The sequence below is a fragment of the Lentzea sp. genome, assembly GCF_036380075.1.
Lineage (GTDB): Bacteria > Actinomycetota > Actinomycetes > Mycobacteriales > Pseudonocardiaceae > Lentzea.
The window spans coordinates 1-14,116 of the sequence record NZ_DASVFL010000345.1 but is presented as its reverse complement, the minus strand read 5'-3'; the positions used below and the strand labels follow the sequence as shown (position 1 = coordinate 14,116).

General features: G+C 70.2%; 12 protein-coding genes and 1 pseudogene. 5 read left to right on the top strand and 8 right to left on the bottom strand.

Annotation, left to right across the window (positions count from 1 at the left end):
• Positions 1-124: 124 nt before the first annotated feature.
• A complete protein-coding gene (map, locus tag VF330_RS36640; RefSeq protein WP_330856329.1) occupies positions 125-982 on the top strand; it encodes a type I methionyl aminopeptidase in 858 nt (285 codons plus the stop codon).
• Here map and VF330_RS36635 read toward each other — a convergent pair.
• Entirely contained in the window at positions 969-1,679 is a 711-nt protein-coding gene (locus VF330_RS36635) for a hypothetical protein (RefSeq protein WP_330856328.1), read from the bottom strand. The two genes, map and VF330_RS36635, sit on opposite strands and share 14 nt — an antisense overlap.
• On the opposite strand from VF330_RS36635, the gene VF330_RS36630 reads away from it, so the two are divergent.
• Positions 1,678-3,177 carry a cobyric acid synthase gene (locus VF330_RS36630; RefSeq protein ID WP_330856330.1) on the top strand — a complete coding sequence of 500 codons (1,500 nt, stop codon included), beginning with the start codon at positions 1,678-1,680 and terminating at the stop codon, positions 3,175-3,177. The genes VF330_RS36635 and VF330_RS36630 overlap by 2 nt on opposite strands.
• On the opposite strand, the gene VF330_RS36625 is transcribed toward VF330_RS36630, so the two are convergent.
• Entirely contained in the window at positions 3,101-3,994 is an 894-nt protein-coding gene (locus tag VF330_RS36625; protein WP_330856327.1) for an EamA family transporter, read from the bottom strand. The genes VF330_RS36630 and VF330_RS36625 overlap by 77 nt on opposite strands.
• A gap of 73 nt (positions 3,995-4,067) precedes the next feature.
• Between VF330_RS36625 and VF330_RS36620 the strand changes: the two genes are divergently transcribed.
• Positions 4,068-4,958 (top strand): LysR family transcriptional regulator, encoded by an 891-nt coding sequence (locus VF330_RS36620; protein WP_330856326.1) that lies wholly within the window; start codon positions 4,068-4,070, stop codon positions 4,956-4,958.
• Here the strand turns inward: VF330_RS36620 and VF330_RS36615 are convergent.
• From VF330_RS36615 to VF330_RS36600, 4 genes are all read right to left on the bottom strand, one after another.
• Positions 4,955-8,626: a hypothetical protein gene (locus tag VF330_RS36615; RefSeq protein WP_330856325.1), complete on the bottom strand. Its 3,672-nt coding sequence runs from the start codon at positions 8,624-8,626 to the stop codon at positions 4,955-4,957. The genes VF330_RS36620 and VF330_RS36615 overlap by 4 nt on opposite strands.
• Before the next feature lie 73 nt (positions 8,627-8,699).
• Entirely contained in the window at positions 8,700-9,791 is a 1,092-nt protein-coding gene (locus VF330_RS36610) for a winged helix DNA-binding domain-containing protein (protein ID WP_330856324.1), read from the bottom strand.
• Entirely contained in the window at positions 9,788-10,891 is a 1,104-nt protein-coding gene (locus VF330_RS36605; protein WP_330856323.1) for an epoxide hydrolase family protein, read from the bottom strand. Before VF330_RS36605 ends, VF330_RS36610 begins: the two co-directional genes overlap by 4 nt.
• Positions 10,892-10,934: 43 nt before the next feature.
• Positions 10,935-11,606, bottom strand: coding sequence for a FadR/GntR family transcriptional regulator (locus tag VF330_RS36600; protein ID WP_330856322.1), 672 nt, complete (start codon positions 11,604-11,606; stop codon positions 10,935-10,937).
• Positions 11,607-11,710: 104 nt separating this feature from the next.
• Between VF330_RS36600 and VF330_RS36595 the strand changes: the two genes are divergently transcribed.
• Together VF330_RS36595 and VF330_RS36590 are read left to right on the top strand one after the other, a co-directional pair.
• On the top strand, positions 11,711-12,898 hold the full coding sequence (locus tag VF330_RS36595) for an MFS transporter (protein WP_330856321.1): 1,188 nt from the start codon (positions 11,711-11,713) through the stop codon (positions 12,896-12,898).
• Between the two features lie 51 nt (positions 12,899-12,949).
• Positions 12,950-13,354 carry a VOC family protein gene (locus tag VF330_RS36590; protein ID WP_330856320.1) on the top strand — a complete coding sequence of 135 codons (405 nt, stop codon included), beginning with the start codon at positions 12,950-12,952 and terminating at the stop codon, positions 13,352-13,354.
• 2 nt (positions 13,355-13,356) lie between these two features.
• Here VF330_RS36590 and VF330_RS36585 read toward each other — a convergent pair whose 3' ends face one another.
• Together VF330_RS36585 and VF330_RS36580 are read right to left on the bottom strand one after the other, a co-directional pair.
• A complete protein-coding gene (locus VF330_RS36585) occupies positions 13,357-13,770 on the bottom strand; it encodes a hypothetical protein (RefSeq protein ID WP_330856319.1) in 414 nt (137 codons plus the stop codon).
• Positions 13,771-13,834: 64 nt separating this feature from the next.
• A pseudogene (locus VF330_RS36580) lies at positions 13,835-14,116 on the bottom strand (mycothione reductase); the annotation flags it as partial.

Here is a 14,116-nt window from a genome sequence, read left to right as displayed (position 1 = left end):
ACGGCGTGCCGCCTGCGCGCGGATCTGCACGCGTTCGTGGCTTACGACAAGCGACTGCTCGTCGCGGCGGCCGACGTCGGGCTCGTGACCGTGGCCCCCGGCGCCGACGGCTAATCTGGGACGCATGGCTGTTCGTGCTGTGCTGCAACCCGGTGTGCAATCCCCGCGTCGTCAGGTGCCCTCGCGCATCGTGCGTCCCGAGTACGTGGACAAGCCCGCGCCGCAGAAGAGCACCGACCCGTGGGTGCAGCCGCCCGAGATCATCGAGGCCATGCGCGTCGCAGGCCGGCTCGCCGCCCAGGCGTTGCAGGAGGCCGGCAAGGTCGTCGTGCCGGGCGTGACGACGGACGAGATCGACGCGGTGGCGCACGAGTTCCTGTGCGACAACGGCGCGTACCCGTCGACGCTGGGCTACCGGGGCTTCCCGAAGTCGTGCTGCACCTCGCTCAACGAGGTCATCTGCCACGGCATCCCGGACTCCACGGTCGTCGAGGACGGCGACATCGTGAACATCGACGTGACGGCGTTCATCGGCGGCGTGCACGGCGACACGAACGCCACCTTCCTCGCGGGCAACGTCTCCGAGGAGAACAAGCTCCTGGTCGAGCGCACGCACGAGGCGACCATGCGCGCCATCAAGGCCGTGAAGCCCGGTCGTGAGCTCAACGTCGTCGGGCGCGTCATCGAGGCGTACGCGAAGCGGTTCGGCTACGGCGTGGTCCGCGACTTCACCGGCCACGGCATCGCGCGGACGTTCCACAGCGGACTCGTGGTCCTGCACTACGACGAGCCGTCGGTGAAGACCGTGCTCGAACCCGGCATGACGTTCACGATCGAGCCCATGATCACCCTCGGCGACTTCGAGGGCGAGATGTGGGACGACGGCTGGACCGTCACCACCAGGGACAAGAGCTGGACCGCTCAGTTCGAGCACACGATCGTCGTGACCGACACCGGCTCGGAGATCCTCACAGTCTGCTGATCACCGACTTGAGCGCGGCCGCGACCGTCGAGGGCGACGTCGCGGCCGCCAGGTGGTGCGACTCGACGCGCTCGACGGGCCAGCCCAGCTCCTCGGCCCGTGCCGCCGCGTCGTCGTAGGCGGACGACAGCAGCACGTACCCGCAGGGCCCCGACCACTCGACGGTCGGGCGCTGCTCCTTCAGGAACTCCCACGGCACCTCGGGCGCCTCGTCGCGCATCTCCTCGCGCAGCCCGGCGGGCACCAGCTTCAGCGGGTCCTCGGGGAACCACCGGTCCCAGCGCGGCAGCTTGCCGTCGCGCACCGACGCCTTGACCTGGCGCACCAGCGCGGGGTCGACGGTCTCGCGCCACGACCTGCCGGGCGTGGGCAGGTCGGAGTCGAGGAACACCAGGCCCGCGACGTCCAGTTCGAGCGCGTCGGCGAAGCACGGCAGCAGCGGGCCCGCTCCGCTGTGCCCGACCAGCACCAGCTCGCCCGCGGCCCCGGCGTCGTCCAGCGCGTCCGCGAAGGCGCCGATCAGCCGCTGGTGGACGGGTGCCTCGTTGATCCTCATCTGCAGGTCGGCGAGCAGGACGGCCACCCCGTCGGACGCCAGTTCGTCGGCCAGCGGGCGCATGCTCGACGGGCCGAGGAACGGGCTGTGCATCAGCACGACGGTGACCATGACGGTGATGATGGCAGCATTGGCGTCCATGCGGGGCGCGATGTTGATCTGTGGGACGACCTCGGACGCGGGCAAGAGCGTCCTCGTGGCCGGTCTGTGCCGCTTCCTGGCACGCCAGGGCGTGGACGTCGTGCCGTTCAAGGCCCAGAACATGTCGAACAACTCGTTCGTCACACTCGACGGCGGCGAGATCGGGCGGGCCCAGGCGCTGCAGGCGCGGGCCGCGTTCCAGGAGCCCAGCGTCCGGTTCAACCCGGTGCTGCTCAAGCCCGGCAGCGACCGCACGTCCCAGGTCGTCGTGCTCGGCCAGGCGGTCGGCGAGGTGTCCGCGCTGAGCTACCGCGACCGCAAGCAGCACCTGCTCGACACCGTCCTGTCCACTTTGGATGGACTGAGGAACGACCACGAGGTCGTGATCTGCGAGGGTGCCGGTTCGCCGGCCGAGATCAACCTGCGCGCCAACGACATCGCGAACATGGGCCTCGCGACGCGGGCGGACCTGCCGGTGCTCGTCGTCGGCGACATCGACCGCGGTGGCGTGTTCGCGCACCTCTTCGGCACGGTCGCGGTGCTCGACGCCGCCGACCAGGCGCTGGTGTCGGGCTTCGTCGTCAACAAGTTCCGCGGCGACGAGCGCCTGCTCGAACCCGGTCTGCGGCAGATCGAGGCGCTCACCGGACGTCCGGTGCTGGGCGTGCTGCCGTGGCGCGAGGAGCTGTGGCTCGACGCCGAGGACTCGTTGTCCTACAACGCCGACGGCGTGATCGGCCGGCCGTCTCCACCGAAGCGCGACTGGCTGCGGGTCGCCGTGATCCGGTTGCCGCGCATCTCGAACGCCACCGACGTCGAGGCGCTGGCCTGCGAACCCGGTGTGTCCGTGCGGTTCGTGACCGAGCCGTCGCGGCTGGCGGACGCGGACCTCGTCGTGCTGCCGGGGTCCAAGGCGACCGTGTCCGACCTCGCGTGGCTGCGGGAAACCGGCCTGGCGCGGGCGGTCCAGCGGTTCGACGGCCCGGTCCTGGGCATCTGCGGTGGTTTCCAGATGCTGGCGAAGACCATCGAGGACGACGTGGAGTCCGGGAGCGGGACGGTCGACGGGCTCGGCCTGCTCGACGTCGACATCCGCTTCCAGGCCCGCAAGACCCTGGCCACGCCGTCGGGAACGGTCTGGGGCGAGCCCGTCACCGGGTACGAGATCCACCACGGCCAGGTCGTCCGCAGCGCCGAGAAGCCGCTGGTCGGCGACGAGGGAGCGGAGACCGACCGCGTTCTCGGCACGCACTGGCACGGCCTGCTGGAGAACGACGCGTTCCGGCGGAGGTTCCTGCGGTGGGCGGCCGACCGCGCGAGCCGCGACTTCACGCCGGACGAGGTGAGCTTCCAGGCCGCCCGCGAGGCCCAGCTGGACCTGCTGGGCGACCTGGTCGCCGATCACCTCGACACGAAGGCGGTCATCGACCTGCTGGAACGAGGGGCTCCGGCAGGACTTCCGTTCGTGCCGCCCGGCGCCCCGCGAACTGCGGGATAGCGAGGCCCAGCAGCACGACCCCGCCGGCCGCCGCGCGCAACGGCGTCAGGTCCTCGCCGAGGAACGCCCAGGCCGAGAACATCCCGAACACCGGCACCAGCAGCGAGAACGGCGCCACGACCGACGACTCGTAGCGGCGCAGCAGGAAGCCCCAGACGCCGAACCCGAGCAGCGTCGAGATCCACGCGACGTACCCGACGGCGCCCGCCCCTGCCCAGTCGAGGCGGCCCAGCGCCGACATGTCCTCGGTCAGCGCCGACAGCGCGAACAACGGCAGCACCGCCACCGCGCTCACCCACACCATGAACCGCAGCGTGTCCGCGGGCCGCGCGTACCGCATCAGCACGTTCGACACTCCCCAGCACGCGGCGGCCGCGATGACCAGCAGGAACCCGAGCAGCGGCGACGACAGCCCGTAGTCCCAGGCGATCATCCCGATGCCGGCGACCGCCAGCGCGATCCCGGCGACCTGCACGGGCCGCGGCCGTTCGCGCAGCACCACGGCGGCGAACACCGCCGTGAAGATCACCTGGCTCTGCAGCACGAGGCTGGACAACCCGGCGGGCATCCCCGCGCTCAGGCCGATGAACAGGAAGCTGAACTTCGCGACGCCGAGCACCAGCCCGACGGCGACGACCCACTTCCACGCCACCGAGGGCCGGCCGACGAAGAAGACCGCGGGCACCGCCGCCGCGAGGAACCGCAGCGCGGAGAACAGGATCGGCGGGAACTCGTCGAGACCGACCTTGAGCACGACGAAGTTGAAGCCCCAGATGGCGGCGACGAGCACGGCGAGCGGGACGTGACGGGGACTCATGGCCACCAGCCTGCGCGTACCGACTGTTTAGCACCAGTTTCGATTGCTTAGGTTATGGGTTTAGCATCGCTACATGCTCGATCTGGGAAGACTGAAGGCCCTGCACGCCGTCGCCACCTACGGCACGGTCGGCGCCGCGGCAGACGTGCTCGGCTACACGCCGTCCGCGGTCTCGCAGCAGATCACCAAGCTCGAACGCGAGACCCGCACCACGCTGCTGGAACGCAGTGGCCGGGGAGTCCGCCTCACCGACGCGGCGCTGCTGCTCAGCGAGACCGCGGGGCAGGTCCTCAAGCTCGTCGAGGAGGCCGAGGTCGCGCTGGAGGAGCAGCGCGGCACCGCGATCGGCCGGTTGTGCCTGGGCGCGTTCGCCACGGCCGCGCGGGGACTCCTGCCGGAGGTCCTGGCGCGGCTGCTCGACCGGCACCCGGCGCTCGACGTGCGGCTGACCGAGATCGACCCGCCGTACGCCACCGAGGCCGTGGCACGGGGCGAGCTGGACATGGCGATCGTGCACGACTGGGCGAACACGCCGCTGCCCGTGCCGGAGTCGCTGACCCGCGTGTTCATCGGCGACGACGTGGCCGAGGTGCTGATCCCCGTCGCGAACCCGTTGTCGCGCAGGGAGTTCCTCGAACCCGTCGACCTCGCCGGCGAGCGGTGGATCTGCCAGACCGAGGGGTCGATCTGCTTCGACTGGCTGGAGCGGACGTTCCACGGCGCGGGCATCGAACCGGTGGTGGCGTACCGGATCAGCGAGTACCGGACGCAGATGGCGTTGCTGGCCAAGGGGATCGGGGTCGCGCTGATCCCGAGGCTGGGCCGGGAGGAGGTGCCGGACGGCGTCGTGGCGGTGCCGTTGCGGCCCACGCCCACCCGGCGGCTGTACGCGGTGTGGCGCACGCAGGCCTCGCGCCGGCCGGCGATCACGGCGACCCTCGACGTGATCAGGCAGGTCGCCTAGGCCCTGCCCTCGCCCCGGCCGCGGAACTTCGCCTGGACCTTGAAGTCGTTCGGCACGGGGTTCTCGCCGCCCTTGCCGGAGTTGCAGCTGCCGCACATCGGCACGAGCTTCGAGCCGGAACCACCGCCGTTGAACCAGTCGTTGCGCTCATCGTAGCTCATGTCGTTGCCGCCGTGGGACATCCAGTGGTTCACCACGGACGGGTTGTGGTCGAACGTGAGCGGGCTGCCGCTCTTGTCGTTGATCCGGATCTTCCCGCACGCCGGGCAGTGGTAGGCCTTGGGGTTGGCGAGCTCGGGCGCGCCGGCCGGGATCAGCGAGCGGAAGTGCGTGAAGGCCGCCTTGCGGTTCTTGCCGTAGGTGTCGTTGTCGGAGTTCCAGCCGCCGTAGACCTGCGGGCGGAAGTTCGTGCCGCGGTACGGGGCCTTGAGCTCCTGCTCGGCGGTGACCCACTCCGACGCGTGCGCCAGGTGTTCGAGGCTCTTCAACCCGTACGTGCGGCCGACGTCCACCAGCAGACCGGCGGCCTCGACGATGCGTTCGTTGATCTGCCGTTCGAGGTCGGCGGTCATCCTGCCGCCCGGCGCGTACTGCGAGTCGTGCAGGTTCTGCGCCAGGACCAACGGCCGTTCGACGTCGTCCAGCGCCTTCTTCAGGCCCTTGCGCGGGAGGTTGGCCTCGTTGCGCTGGGCCAGCTCGGCGCGGGCGTGGCGCAGCAGGTTCTCCATGCGGTCGCGGCGCGAGGCCATCTCGATGACGAGCTTGGTGCCCTCGGTCTTCGCGAACAGCGTGTGCCCGGCGCCGTTCATCTCCACCGGCTTCGAGATGTCGACCTTGCCCGGCTCCGCGTCCTTCTTGCGGCCGGTCAGCCTCTCCTTGGCGGAGTCGAACTTCGCCTTGGCCTTGGCGCCGAGCCCCTTGACGCCCTTGATGATCGGACCGGCCAGCGTCAGGCCCTTCTTGATCACCCAGTCGAGCGCCCTGTTCACCGGCTTCTGCAGGGTCTCGATGATCGACCGGATCTTCGCGCCGATGCCGCCCAGCCCGATGGCGCTCGCGAGGAAGCCGATGATGATCGGGACCATCTGGCCGAGCACGTCGTTGATCTTGGTGACGACGCCGCTCACGTTGCCGCGCACGATGTCGGCCACCGAGTCGATCACCGTGTTGACGAACTTCATGATCCGGCTGCCGTTGTTCACGAAGAACATCACGACGTCGTAGATGAGCTTGCAGGCCTTGATGAACGCGGCGGCGGGGTTGAGCAGGCCGATGAGCCAGGTTATGCCGGCGGTGATGATCTTCGTGACGACGAAGTCCTTCACCTGCTCGAGGATCGTCTCCTTGATGTCGCCGAGCTTGTCCACCAGCATCTGCCAGAGGCCCGCGACGCCCTGGGACGTCAGGACCTGGAAGATCTCGACGCCCTTCTCGGCGGCGGCCATCGCCTTCTCACCGATCTGCTTCACCAGCCGGGTGCGGATGTTCGCCCAGGTCAGGCCGAAGATCGACGCCAGCAGCTTGACGATGCCGCGCACGTCGAACTTCTCGGGGAGCTCGATGCCCGCCTCGGCCAGCGCGCCGAAGAGCCAGCCCATCAGGCCCTTGCGCAGGTGGTCGAGGATGTTGTCCTTGAACTTGAGGATGCCGCCCTTCACCCCGGCGACCAGGTTGCCGAGGAACTCGACGGGCGCCTTGACGATGTCGCCGACCACCCCGGCGGCGCGGGCCAGCACGTCGCGGAGCATCCCGGCGAGCTCGCGGATGGTGTTGACCACGCCCTTGACGGCGTCGATCGCGGCGTCGACCAGGCCCTTGTTCTCGGCCTGCAGCGCCTCGACGCGCTCGTCGATGCCCTGCTTGGCCTCGGTGTACTTGGTGGCGAGGGTGTCGACGACCTCGTTCTGCTTGTCGTTGACGTCGCTTTCGAGCTGCTCGAACTTGTCGCCGATCTCCGCGGACGCGTCGGCGCCGATCTTCTGCAGCTCGGGGGAGAGCGTCTTCACGTATGCGGCGATCTCGGCCTTGCCGGACGCGATCCGCTGTTTCGCGAGCGAGAGGTCGCCGCTCACGACGTCGGCGACGCGGGAGATCACGCCGTCCATCTGCCTGAGGTACAGCTCGCGGCCGGCGGTGTAGAACTCGTCGACCTTGTCCGGCATGCCGAGCAGCTTGTCCTTGGCCCACCGGTACCCGCCGAGCCAGCCGCTGTAGCGGTCCTGCTTGTAGGCACTGACCTTGGCCGCGACGAACGACTCGAACGCCTGCTTCGCCTGGGCTTCACCGGTGGCGAACGCGGTCTCGACCTTCGCGTCGATGCCGCCGAGGATCTTCTTCACCTCGGCCTCGGTGGTGGCGAAGATCCCCTGGACCCTGGTGGTGACCTCGGCGCGTTTGGCCTCGTCCTTGACCTTCGTCTTCCCCTTGTCCGCCACCAGCTTCGCGAGTGCGGCGCTCTTCGCGCCCTGCATCCCGGCGACGCCCGCGGCGGTCTCGGCGGACGCGTCCGCCTTGGCCTGCCCCAGCACCTGCTGCTCCTGCGCGCGGAACTGGCCGGGCGCGGTGTCGGCGTGCGCGGCGGCGGTCTGCTTGGCGTCCAGGGCCTGCTGGAACTGCGGCTCGTTGGAGCCGCGCAGCTGTTCGTCGGTGACGTCGCCCTGCTCCTGCGCGACCTGCCGCTTGCCCGCTGTCAGGTCGGTCCGCGCTGCCGGAACGGGCTTGGGCGCGGCACCCGCGGCCGGGATCGCCGGTGCGGCACCGGGGTTCTCGGCCGCCATCGGCGTGACGGGCTTCGGCACGGCCTTCGACTGGTCCGGCGGCGCGTCGGTGGCCTGTTCGACGTCCTTGGCCTGCCCCTCCTTGCCCTGGGTGACCACGCCCTTGACCTCGGCGCCGACCCCGTCGGCCTTGCCCTGCGGGGACGTGGCCTCCTGCAACGACTTCGGCGCCTTCGCCTCGATCGCGCTCTTCACGGCCGCGATGAACGCCTGCTTGTCGAACGACCCGGCCTGCTGCGCGTCCATCGCGTCGACCTTCGAGGCCTTCGCCTGCCCCGCCAGGTCGTCGCTCGGCGCCTGCGCCGCGTCCTGCGCCTCCTTGGCCTTCGCCGCCGCGGGCGGGTGCGCCCTCTTGGCCACCGCGACGCCCTTCACCTTCTCAACCACCTGGACGAACGCCGGGTCGGCCGCGGCGACGGCGGGCACGACGGGTGCCGCGGCCGGTTTCGGCGCGCCACCGCCGGACTTGACCGCCGGCTTCGCGCCCGCCGTGCCGAGCTTCGACTTCGCCGGCACCGGCTTGGCGGGAGGAGTGGGCTTCTTGGGCTGCACGGAGTTCGGGCCGAACCCCGTCGTCGTCACGGCGAGCGCGGACGCGGGCGGCTTCGGGCCCTCCATCGTCACCGGGACGCCCGCGGACTGCGCCGCCTTGAGTCCCTTCTCGACGGTGTCGACGTCGGGCTCGCCGCGCTGGACTTCCTTCAGCGCGGCGTCGATGTGCGCCTCGTCCGGCTGCTTCTGCTTGGCCGCCATGAGCGCGCCCACGGCCGCGTTGCCCGCGTCGCGTTGCAGGGCGAGCAGGGCGTGCGGACTCCCGGAGACGGCGGCGGCGGTCTTGCGCTTGCCGTCCGCGAGAGCGTTCGTGACCTCGGCTTCCCTGCGTGCGGCCATGATCCGAGCCTGAACCACGGCCCGCGTCCCGGACCACGGCCGCCAGACACCCGCGCGGGCACGGAAGACCGCCCTAAGGGGCAGCGACCACGTGGGCCTTCTTGGGCGCCATCACCTTCAGCACGGCCTTGGCCTCGCGGACCACGCCGGCCATGTCCTTCTTGGTGGTCTTGAAGTACGGCTCGACCACGAGCGTCGCGGTGTCCCTGGTCTCCACGACGTTCCACGTGCCGCGCAGGAACCCGTCGACGAGGAACGTCGGCGGGAACACGCCGTTGCGCACGGCGCCCCACCGCGACCGCGCGTCCTCGCTCATGATGCGCGTCCGGTCCGCGTGGCCCAGCAGCACGTTGTCGAACGCCGGCAGCAACCGCGCGGGCGCCTTGGCGTCCTCCGGGACGATCACGCCGTCCGGCACGTCCAGCAGCACCTTGCCGGCCTCGTTGCGGTACTCGACCAGGTCGAGGTCGGCCGCGTGCGCCTTCAGGCCGATCAACCGGGACCAGGCCTGCATGTCCGCGAGCGTCGCGGGCCCGAACGCGCGCAGGTAGCGCTGGATCAGCTCACCCACCGCGGCCCGCTCCGGCAGCTCCCGGCCGAGCCACGTGGCCATCGCGACGTTCTGCGGGATGCCGCCCACGCCCCAGATCCCGCGCGGCGGCACCTGGATCATCGGCACCAGCATCTGCGCCTGCGTCGACAGCTCGCGCGCCTTCGCCTCGGGGAACTGCTCCTCCAGGTACGCGCCGATCTCCGCCACGGTCCGCGGTTCGGAGTCGATGTACTCGCGGGTGAGCCGCGCCAGCTTGTCGAGGTCGATCTCGACCCGCGTGGCCGGCGGCATGACGATCTTCGCCCACTTGTCCAGCTCCGGCTGCAACGCCGTGCGCATGAGGTAGACGTCGTCGGCCGAGATGAGGTGCAACGTGCCGCGCCACAACGTCATCCGCACCAGCGAGCGGTCGATGATGAGCTTGCTGAGCGCCGCGACCTTGTACGGCTTGAGCCGCGTCCACAGCGCCAGGTAGGGCGGGATCGGTGCCTGCGCCTGCAGTCCGCCGAGGTGCTCGACGGCCTGCACGATCGGCATGTCCGTCCGCTCCAGGAGCAGCTGGCGCGCCAGGAGGGTGCGGTTGAGGGTGCGGTGGGAAAGTGTGGTGCTCACAGTGATCCGAAGAACTTCCTGATGTCTTGGACCAGCAGGTCCGGCTCCTCCATCGCGGCGAAGTGCCCACCGCGGTCGAACTCCGTCCAGTGCACGATCGTCGGGATCATCTTCTCCGCCAGCGACCGCACCGGCAGGCTGAGGTCGTGCGGGAAGACCGCGACGCCGGTCGGCACCGTGGTCGGCTGCTGCTTGCCCCACGACGCGGCCTGCTCCTTGTACAGCGCCGCCGACGAGCCCGCGGTGCCGGTGAACCAGTACACGGACACGTTGGCCAGCATCTGGTCGCGGTCCACCGCGTCCTCGGGCACGCCGTCGTTGTCCGTCCAGTCGTGGAACCTCTCCGCGATCCACGCCAGCTGCCCGACCGGCGAGTCCGTCAGCGCGTACGACAACGTGCGCGGCCGGCTGCGTTGCAGGTGCATGTAGCCGGAGAGCTCCTTCTGGTACACCTCGAGCGACTCCAGCGCGCGCATCTCCTCGGGCGTCAGGTCGTTGACGCCGGACGGCCGGAACGTCTGGAGCATGTTCACGTGCACGCCGACGACCTGCTCGGGGAACACCCGGCCGATCTCCTGCGCGATGCCGGAACCCCAGTCGCCGCCCTGCGTGCCGTAGCGGTCGTAGCCCAGGCCCTCCATGAGCTTCGCGAACGCCCACGCGACCCGCAGCACGTTCCAGCCGGGCTTGCGCACCGGCCCGGAGAAGCCGAAGCCGGGAATCGAGGGGATGACGAGGTGGAAGTCCCGCGAGAGCGGCTCGACCACGTTCAGGAACTCGACGACCGACCCCGGCCAGCCGTGGATCATCAGCAGCGGCACGGCGTCCGGGTTCTCCGAGCGGACGTGCAGGAAGTGGATGCGCTGGTTGCTGATCTCGGTGGTGAACTGCGGGTACGAGTTGAGACGCTCCTCCTGGGCGCGCCAGTCGAACTCGCCGCCCCAGTACTCGGCGAGCGGGCGCAGGTAGCTCGACGGGATGCCGTAGGACCAGCCGACGCCGGGAAGGTCGTCCTCGGGCCAGCGCGTGCCGGCGAGACGTGAGCGGAGGTCGTCGACCTCGGCCTGCGGGATCTCGATGCGGAACGGCGTGATGTCCATGGCCCCCACGCTATGAGCTCGTGCGGACAGCCGTTGTCCGCGTTCAGCAGAACTTCTCGATCAGCTCCTCGAAGAACCCGCCCGCCTCTATCGCCGCCTTCTCCTGGTCGCCGTCGCGGACCGCGTGCAGCAGTCCCGTGTGCGACACCTGGTCGTTGCCGGGCTGGCTGGTGTCGACAGAGGCCGCCACCGAAGCTTTGACCGCCTCGGTCAAGCCCTGGTAGAGCTCCGCTAGGAGCGCGTTGTGCGAGCACTGCACAAGCAGCACGTGGAACGCGGTGTCGTGCTCGACCACCTCCGCCCACCGCTCGTCCTCCATCGCGGCGTCGCGCTTGTACAGCAGGTCGGTGAGGCGCGCCAGCTCCGCCTCGGTGCGGTGCTTGGCGGCCAGGCGGGCACCCTCCACCTCCAGGGTCCGCCGGACCTGGAGGACCTCCTTCAGCTCGGTCCCGCACATGCGGCGGACCGCGCCGGAGATCTCGCTGGTGGCGCGGACGAACGTGCCGTCGCCCTGCCGCACCTCCAGCAGACCGGCGTGCGAGAGCGCTCGCACGGCTTCGCGAACCGTGTTCCGACCGACCCCGAGCGCGGTGACCAGCTCGGGTTCGGGCGGGATGCGCTGCCCGACGGGCCATTCGCCGCTGGTGATCGCCCCTCTCATCTGGTCGATCACCTGGTCGACGAGGCCTGCCCGCCGGGTAGTGGCCAACGGCACAGCGTCATCCTCTCATCCGAACATCCCATGTCTGCGATAGTGGGCGCGTGACGACCCAGCAGACGACCTTTGCCGCACAGACTGCCACCGATCGGGGTCGCAGGGTGACGGTCGTCAAGAATCGTCACGTTCCGCTCGTCGGGTCCACGCTGCTCGCGATCGGGGTCGCCCTCGCCGCGGCGAACCTGCGGCCCGCGGTGACCAGTCTGGCCTCGGTCCTCGGCGACGTCCGCGCCGCCCTGGGCGTTTCCGCCGCTTGGACCAGCGCGCTGACCGCCGTTCCGGTGCTCTGCTTCGGCTTCGCGGCGTTCGCGGCGCCGTGGCTCGGCCGCCGCCTCGGCATGGCCCGCGCCATCGGCCTGTCACTGGGGGTGCTCACGCTCGGCCTGGTGCTGCGCGTGGTCGACGGTCCGTGGGTCGTGCTCGGCGGAACCTTCGTCGCCTGCGCGGGCATCGCGGTGTCCAACGTGCTGATCCCGGTGGTGGTGAAGGCTTCCTTCCCCACGAAGGTCGGGCTCGTCACCGGCGTGTACACGGGAACGCTGTCCGCCGGTGCCGCTCTGGCCGCCGCGCTGACGCCCCGGCTGGAGGACTACCTCGGCTCGTGGCGGCTGGCCGTCGGCGCGTGGGCGTTGCTGTCGGCCGGCGCGGTGATCGTGTGGTTCGCAGGCGCGCGGCACGGTTCCGAGGCGTCCGTGGTGCGGTCGGTGACACCGGTGGAGAAGCGCTCGTTGCTGCGCAGCCCGCTGGCATGGGTGATCACGGTGTTCTTCGGCCTGCAGTCGTTGTTCGCCTACACCGTCATGGGCTGGCTGCCAGCGATGCTCGTCGACGCCGGCGTGGACCGCAACACCGCGGGCATGCTGGTCGCCGTCTCGATGCTGCTCGGCGTGCCGGTCAGCCTGCTCGTGCCGCCGATCGCGGCGCGGTTCTCCAGCCAGTCCCTCGTCGTGCTGGTGCTCGGCGTGCTGTCGTTCGCGGGCATGTCCGGCATGCTGGTGGCCCCGGCCGCCGCGCCCGGCCTGTGGATGGTGCTGATCGGGTTCGGCATGGGCATGTTCCCGCTGGCCCTGCTGATCATGTCGCTGCGCACCAAGTCCACTTCGGACACCGCGAGGCTCTCGGCCATGGCGCAGAGCGTCGGCTACCTGATCGCGGCGTCCGGCCCGTTCGCGTTCGGCGTGCTGCGCGAGTCCACGGGCTCGTGGACGGTGTCGCTGGTGCTCCAGCTGGTCCTGCTCGCGGCGCTGACGGTGCTCGGCGCCCTCGCCGGGCGCCCGCGCTACGTGTAGTGGTCAGGAATCGAGAAGCGGCGCGTTCCCGCTGGTCCTAGCGTTGTCGGTATGGACATCACCATTGCCGCGACGTTCCTCCCGCACACCGACCCCGAGGCTTCGCTGGGCTTCTACCGCGACCTGCTCGGCTGGGAGGTCCGGGCCGACGTCGGGCGGGGAACGATGAGGTGGATCACCGTCGCCCCGGCCGGTTCGGGTTCGTCCGTCGTGCTGGAACCGCCTGCCCTGGCGGAGGGGCTCACGGACGCGCAGCGCACCGCGATCACCGAGATGATCGAGAACGGCTCGTACGCCTTCATCAACCTGTCGACGCCCGACCTCGACGGCGTGTTCGACAAGCTGCAGGCGGGTGGTGCGGACGTCGTGCAGGAACCGGCCGACCAGCCGTGGGGTGTGCGGAACTGCGTGTTCCGCGACCCGGCCGGCAACACCGTGCGGATCCAGCAGGCCTGACGTCAGTTCGAGACGAACCCGCGGTGCAGCACCGCGAGCTGGTCGGCGAGGTAACGCGCCCAGGCCTTCGCCCGGTCCCGGTCCGGTGCCGCGCCGCCGAAGCTGACGGGTCCGACGGCCCCGAGCCTGCGGACCATGCGCGTGACGTCGTGGGGCACGGGCGGAGCGCCGCGGTGGTACAGCCACAGCGGCGTGTGCTTCAGGGATGCCTTGTGCCGCCGCACGAAGCGGTGCGCGTCCCGTGCGGCGGCGTCGCCGAGGATCACGGCACCGAACTCGTACAGCGACTCGGCCGCCGCAACCGGGAGCACGGTGGCTCTCAGCCCGCAGCCCGCGAGCTCGGTGCCGATGATCTCGGCGATGTCATCTGTGTCGGCGATTCTCGACGTGTAGGCGACGAGGACTCTCTCGGTCATCGCTGCATCGTGCTGGATTTCGTCCCGGCGCGGGAGCGGCGGAAGTCCCTGTCCCGTAAGGCCTTCAGTCCAGCGGGAGGTTGAGGAGCGCGTTTTCCACGAGCTCTGGCATGGCCGGGTGGATCCAGTACTGGCCCTGCGCCATCGTCCTCGCGTCGAGCCCGAAGCTCATCGCCTGGATCAGCGGCTGGATCACCGTCGACGCCTGCGGGCCGATGATGTGCGCGCCGATCAGCTGACCGGTGGCGGGGTCGGCGAGCAGCTTCGCGAACCCGGTCGTGTCCTCCATGGCCCAGCCGTACGCGATGGACGCGTAGGCCTGGCTCGCGGTGACGTACCGGATTCC